This window comes from Candidatus Omnitrophota bacterium (genome assembly GCA_028715965.1).
Classification (GTDB): domain Bacteria; phylum Omnitrophota; class Gorgyraeia; order Tantalellales; family Tantalellaceae; genus JAQUQS01.
The window spans coordinates 1-2632 of record JAQUQS010000069.1; the positions used below are offsets into that span (position 1 = coordinate 1).

Annotated in this window: 1 protein-coding gene; it reads right to left on the minus strand. The window is 46.7% G+C overall.

Annotated features, from left to right (window positions below; genetic code table 11):
• Positions 1-2632: DUF6531 domain-containing protein (locus PHH49_08820; GenBank protein ID MDD5489042.1), on the minus strand; the 2632-nt coding region annotated here is incomplete at both ends.

Sequence of the window (2632 nt, forward strand, 5' to 3'; positions counted from 1 at the left end):
GCCGGGGTGGACATAGTTGCCCTGTTGCCCACGTTATCGTAGGTGTAGGAGACAGTGTCATTCATGTTGGGGCCGTCGAACAAGGTAAGCCAGGTCCTCGTGTTGTAGGAGTAGACGGTTGTACCCTGGGAGTCGACCATAGCGAAGACCTTACCGTATTTGTTATAGGCGTATTCGACGGTAGAGGTGTCCTGATAAGTTACCAGAGAGAGCCTGCCCGCGGCATCGTAGGTGTAGGTCGTGGTATTGCCGTTGGCGTCGGTCTTGGTCTTGAGCTTGCCGTTCTTGTAGTAGGTATAGCTCGTAGAGTTGTTTAAAGGATCAGTCTCTGTCAGGACGACGTTGACGTTAGGGTCGTAGGTATAGGTGGTCGTGTGGTCGTTCTGGTCGGCAACCGATATGAGGTTGCCCACTTCGTCGTAGTTGTAGGTTGTGGTGTTGCCTAAGCCGTCGGAGACGGTCTTTATGCGGTACATGGGATCGAACGTGCGTGTCTCGACGGATAAGAGAGAGTTGTCGGGCTTGTATTTCTTCATGGTGGTGTAGTTCTTGCTGTCGCCGAGCAAGGGTGGAGAATCCTCATAGGTAAATTCCGTAATCTCGCTAGTAGGGTCGGTGACTTTGGTAAGGCGGTTGTAATGATCGTTGTATTCGTAATAAGTCGTAACGGGATTGCCGTTCACGTAACGGGTGAGTTCCGTCATGTTGCCGAAAGCGTCGTAGTCGTATTCGGTAACCTTACTTTCGGGATCGGTTACGCTAACGCACTGGTTGAGAGCGTTATATTCATAATCAGTTTCATGGCCGTTAGCGTCTTTGAAATTCAAGAGGTTAGAGTTTTTGTCATAGGTATACTCTTCATAGCTGGAATCGGGATAGGTTTTCTTCTTAAGCCTTCCGAGTCCGTCGTATTCATAGGTTGTCGCGGTATCGTAACCGCTGAGATCTCCATATTTCGAGGAAATCATACGGCCGAGGTTATCATAGGTGTATTCAATGTAATTACCTACGCCGTCCGTTTCCTTTGTTATATCACCATAGTAATTATACGTATATGTAGTGGTTATATCTTCAGGATCAATAACTGCCGTAAGGCGGCCGTATTGGTCATACTGCTTTTCAACGGTAGAAGTACCTTGGTTATTCGGAGCGGGGGTATTTCTGAATATTAAATTACCATAGTCATCATATACGTACGACCAGGATCTTTCCTTGGCGTCTACCATCCATTCAATGTAATTGAACGAATTATAGTGAAAATATGCGCTATGGGCTTCTTCGTTGTCCAGCGTTTCTACTAAGCCATAATTATATTTGTTCGCCCAACCGCAGCCTCTGCCGTGTTCATCGGTTATCGAATTACGCATATATATATCGTCGAAAGAGTAATACGTAATTCCGCCATTGGAATTGGTGATTTTATTAATTTTGCCTTTTTCGTACTCATAGACGTTGGTGCGTCCACGCGCATCCACGACCGTAGTGACGCCTATTTCGAAGAGGTAGTCGTAAGTAGCATGGTTGCCAAGAGCGTCTTCGACGTCCACGCATACGTCACCTAATCCCGACGGGTCCTGTTCATATGTATACTCCGTCCTGTGATTCTCGGCATCGACATAAGCAGTGATATTGTGAATATAATTGACGTCTTCATATTCGTAGGTTTCAGAGTAATTTTCAGGGCCAGTAACCGAGATGAGGTTACCGTATCCATCGTAACCATAATTATACGTTATTGAGAGGAATCCGGTTCCACCGGTCGTTACCGTAGCTATCCTGCCATTAAGATATGTGAAACCCAAAGACCTGCCATTATTATCATATATTCTAAGCAGGTTTGCTCCAGTGTATATATAATTCAGGTAATTGCCGTTAAGATCCTCTATCTTTTTTATCCGATGAGTAGTGTTTTCCGTTACATAAACCTCAAAATAGTATTTCTGCAGTCCGTACATTACGGTATAACGCATCCAATAATAGGTCCCATTCTCGTTCTTTAAGACATATGAACCGTCGCAATCGGGCGAATAATAGAAACCTTCCCCGTCGTATTCATAACTGAATATCGTACCGTCGGGCGTTGTTACTAAAACATACTGCGGGGTATCGCCATCCGCGGGAATTACTTTCAGCTTAACGTCATGCGCAAGCGCCCAGCCAAAACCCATCTTCCCGTCAACCTCGCTGCTCGATGAGTATGTCCTTTTAAGGCTAAGGTTAATGCCGTGCTTTCTTCCTCTACAGGGTATAAAGATATCTTCCTTCGGTATAATAACCTGTCCGCCGGTTATCGCTATTGGGTCAAATACGGCATCACATTGCTGTCCTCCGAGCGCTTTCTCACCGGTACCCATGCGCGTCATTCCCATTCCGCCGTCAGGCTGAGGATTGTGGCCGGTGCCTGAATCCGAGAGATTGTTCGCCATCAAATAATCACCCGGAATAATCGGGCCTATCTTGCCGTACTCCAGCGTCCACGATCCGTTAGGATACACGCCTGGATCGTTTTTCGTGGTCCCGCCTTCTGACGCTCGGCGGTTTCCGCCTTTTATGCTTGCCAATTCGTCGTAAGCGAATTCCTTAATGCTTGGATCTGTCTTTACGGCGATGATCTGTCCCTGCCAGCATCTGT